Raw genomic sequence first — 4,256 nt, 5'->3', positions numbered from 1 at the left:
CACGACCACGAAACGGCGGAACGTCAAACGATCGAGACCACAGACAGCCCCGCACGACCAGCACAAGCGCCCACAAACCATGCCATGCCAGCACACTGACCAGCCACTTCAGGATGGTGGATCTTCAGTCACCTCGGGGGTCTCGTGGGTACCGCCAAGCCTGATGCCATGCCAGACACAGTTGTCTTCGAGCTGGTAGACGCTGTCCTTTCCGAGCTAGCTCCCGATGAGCAGAGGCTGTTCGCCGGACTGCGCGGCTCGAACTTGAAAATGATCGAACGCCGCTTGCTCCGTTCCGGACAACGCGACGACCCACTTGGTTTCGGTGTCAGTGAGGCCGTCGCACTACTGGCGCCGACACTGTGGGTGGCGATCAAGGCCGCGGCCAAAGAGCAGGCAGGGAACGCCGCCAAGAAGGGCTTTAGCCTCCTACTGAAGCGGCTTGGCACCGCGCTCCGTAAGAAACTGCGGCGTGAGAAGCCCGCTCCGGTTCCGGAGCTCAGCGAGGCTGAGTTGACCCTCGTGCATGAGAAGGTTCTCGCCATCCTTCAGCAAAACGGTGTAGTCCAGGCATCGGCCTTCGCAGACAGCGTGTGTTACCAACTCCGGCAGGCCACAAACCGTCCCATAGCCCTGACCGACGGTGCCTGACTGTGTCAGCCGCGACTGGCAGCGCTGCCGCGGACAGGCCAGTCGTCACTGACGAGCGAATCCTCGCTGCAGGAACAACGCTCCGCTTCGTCCTGCTGTTGTTCTTGTTTGTCGCCGAGACCTACAGCATCACCGGTGACGTTGCCACGCACCTCGCCGATGGCAGCCGCAACGACGCCGTCGGTTGTTTGCTCGCGGCCGGTGGCAATCCGGACCTTGGGTCGATGCTCGGGACCGTGCCGGCGATGGGTGACTACGCTGCCTACGAGGCCTGCCTGCACCGATACGTCCCCGACACGTCCTGGGCGCAGTTCGTCGTGACCGGCACGATGATCATTGCGGCCGCCGTCCTCTATCGCCTGCTGCCGGTCTGGAAGGCCCGCCGATCGCGCTACGTTCCGCTGGCACGCTTTGATGCCGCAGGGGATCTGACGACTGTCATCGCCGGGCTAGTTCGCCACTCAAAACTGCCGGTCACGCTCAACCTCGACGACTGCTACGTCGATCTTGGCGCGGCGTCGGCCAGCGCGGTCGTCTTCGGAACACGGCGTCACCCGAGAATCCGGCTGAACCTGGGCTTGCTCCGCATCCGCGAGAAGAATCCCGACCGGTTCAACGCCGTCATGCTTCACGAACTCGCCCATATCGCCAACCGTGACGTCGGCATCACGTATGCGACCGTCGCGGTGTGGCGAGTGTTTCTGATCGCAGCCCTGCTCCCCGGCGCGGTGGACGATGTAATCTCGCTGCTCACCGAGCACACTCCCGCCGCATGGGGTGAGACAACAGCCGACAAGTCGGGGCTGCTGCTGGAAGTCCTGATCGTGGTGTTGGCGTACCTGACCCGAGCCGACATCCTGCGTACCCGTGAGATCTATGCCGACCGCACCGCGCAGTCGAACAACGCAATGCTGGACCGCGAAGGCCCGGCGGAGGCCGTCAGACTCAGCGCGTGGCGCAGAGCCTCAGCAAATTTCGCACAGCTGTGGCGGACCCATCCATCATGGACGGCACGGCACGCAGCGCTGCGCGATCCTTCCATTCTGTTCCGGCCACGGTTCTCAGTCCTCTTCATCACCGCTTTCGCCGCCGATATCGCGGCACACGCCCTCATCCCTGAATCGGACAACTGGGGCAGCTTGCCCCAGGCATTCATTGCCGCACTGGTCGTCGGTATTGGCGGCATTGCGGTGTGGCGCGCGGTCGTGGCCGCCACAGTCAGCCGGTCCGCACCGCCATCTGGTTGGCTCATCGGCCTATGGCCGGGCCTCGGGCTTGCCGCCGCGGAACTGCTGCGCAACGCCGACGATGGCGGTCGATGGGTTCCGGAGCATCCCGAAGCCGTCCTGGTGCTCGTCGCGGCAACCTCAGCCATCACCGCGTGGACGGCGCAATACGCTGAGCTGTGGATCAAAGCCTTCCCACGCGCCAACCTAAGACTCGCTATGGTCATAGGCCTGGTCGCGCCAGGCTTGACTCTAGCTGTGATCTTGGTGTGGTGGGACTCCGCGTTCCTTCTCCACGGATGGCTCTTCGACAACGGCCAAGTGCTGACGGCGCTGCAGCTGCCATCACACCCGCCTTGGCAGGTTGCGCCGCTGCCGTTCATCACCGCCATGCCCGGCCTGGAAATGACGTTCAAATACTTCGTCTGGGGTTTGCCGCTGCTGTGGCTCATACCACTTGCGCAATGGAGCAGGCGTGTCCCGGCCGCTCCGGCACCACGGCTTGCTCAGGAGGCACCACCCAGTACCGAACTCGCCGATGCTGAGCGGCCGCAGCTTGCCCGGCCGCTCAGCATCGGCACCATCGGCTGTGTACTGATCGTTGGCGCCCTGATGGCAACGCACTGGTACTTGAGGCCGGTCCGGACGTACGGCGGCTACGTCGTGCTCGCCGCAGAGACGGTCTGGATCATCTTGGTGTTGCTTACAGCCATGGCTGTAACCTCGGCATTCGCCACGGGGATGGCGCGAGGGCGCTATCCACTCATCCAAGGGTTGCTCGCGGCAGGGATCACCGGCGTACTCGGTCTGGTCGTCGTCTGGTTGCAGAACGCCGCCGACGGCTGCCTGGGGCCGTTCAACACTGGCAACGAGCGGCAGTGCAGATTCGAGCCAGCCTTCCCCCGTCCGGACGTTCGAGCCGACCCTCGGATACATTCTCGGCTCCGGCCTGTTGGTCGCGCTATTGGTGGCCGCAACGGTTCAGGCAGTGACGTTGCGCTGGCACACCCCCACGACAACATCAACGGAACAAAGGCCAGTTGTTGCGCACCCAACCAGGCGGCGTGCAGCTATCGGGATCGCCGCTTTCGTCGCAATGGGATCCCTGATTGCAGACACCATCTACGAGTCGGAGCGACCAGCCAATTCGGCGTCTGCCCCCTCGGTGGCCGCGCTGTTGGCTGCCCAGTCAACTCCGTCGCCCCGGACTCAAATCCTTCAAGCGATTGCTTGGTTCAAGTACGCGGGGAACGATCTGACCAACTCGTACATCAGCGCATACCAAGCCTTCGGCGATGCTGCCCGGGACTTAGCTGCCGCCACCGATGCCAGCACTCAGGCCGTCTGGGACAAGACCGTACCTCCGGCCTGCGCCGCGGTATTTGAAGCCGACCGGAAGTCGCATACCTACTTTCCCGTACCGGTCGCAGCTGGCCAAGCACTGTGGGCGAAGGCGGTAGGCCGCATGGACATAGCTGTGGCCGCTTGTCACACGATAGCGAAGTCGTCCGGCGACGTAACCGTGCCGTTCCTTGCCGCCTACGATGATACCTACGATGCCGCCGCCGCTATAAATGACACCGACAACTGGATCCTGTCCCTCACATCAACGCAGCAGCCCGAAGCACTGCCTCAGCAAGAGGGCTTGCTGGGCGAGGCACAGACTGTAACAACCGATGGCAATCTCTCTTATCGTTTCACTGTCAGCCACTACGCCGTTCACCCAGACCACACAGCCACCGTCCAGGTCGAGATGTGCTTGGACAAAGGCCTGGCCAGCACCAGGGTGAGCCTTTCCTGGGCACCCTGGTACGTCATCCTGGCGGACGGGACCACGGCCACACCAGCCAAACAGCCGTCACAGAGTGATCTAGTCGTCCCGCTCTATCCCGATGGGAACAACAAGCCGCTCACCGTCGGTGAATGCATCAGCGGCCTGATCATGTTTGATATCCCCGCAGGTGCCACCAACCAAGCAGTCGAGGTTGACCGTAAGAGTCCTGATCTGTCGTGGCGCGTTCCGCAGCCTGGTAGTTAGACGTCTGCCAACTCGCCCATGGCCATGCAGTTCGCTATTAGCGGTTCACATCTTCCCATCACTATTATTATTGCCGTGGCGGGAGTCTGGGCTAACTAGCTCTTCCCGGCTCATCGAGCTTGACCGTGGCATCAAGTCATTGGTGACCAGGTTGCGCTAGCCGAATGCGCAGCGCGCGTCGGTCTGGTTGATGCCCTCGGGGCTGTCGCGGCCCCAGGGCCCCGGAGTGTTCCCCGGATGTCCGGTTGATCACGGGATGCCGTGGAGCGTGAGAACGGCTGTGGGGTCGAGGTGGGCTCGGCGTCCGGCGGCGATGTTGGCCCATCCGGCCTTGTGGAGTG

Annotated in this window: 3 protein-coding genes; all 3 read left to right on the top strand. The window is 63.0% G+C overall.

The features are described 5' to 3' along the window. The first annotated feature begins 168 nt into the window (after positions 1-168). Positions 169-651, top strand: coding sequence for a hypothetical protein (locus tag IZR01_RS48455; RefSeq protein ID WP_194927812.1), 483 nt, complete (start codon positions 169-171; stop codon positions 649-651). Between the two features lie 2 nt (positions 652-653). Next, a complete protein-coding gene (locus IZR01_RS48450) occupies positions 654-3,263 on the top strand; it encodes a M48 family metalloprotease (RefSeq protein WP_194927811.1) in 2,610 nt (869 codons plus the stop codon). 79 nt (positions 3,264-3,342) lie between these two features. Continuing rightward, positions 3,343-3,915, top strand: coding sequence for a hypothetical protein (locus IZR01_RS48445; RefSeq protein WP_194927810.1), 573 nt, complete (start codon positions 3,343-3,345; stop codon positions 3,913-3,915). Positions 3,916-4,256: the final 341 nt, after the last annotated feature.

This window comes from Catenulispora pinisilvae (assembly GCF_015356865.1).
In the GTDB taxonomy this organism is placed as follows: domain Bacteria; phylum Actinomycetota; class Actinomycetes; order Streptomycetales; family Catenulisporaceae; genus Catenulispora; species Catenulispora pinisilvae.
The sequence above is the reverse complement of the archived record's forward strand: the minus strand, read 5'-3'. Positions and strand labels throughout refer to the sequence as shown.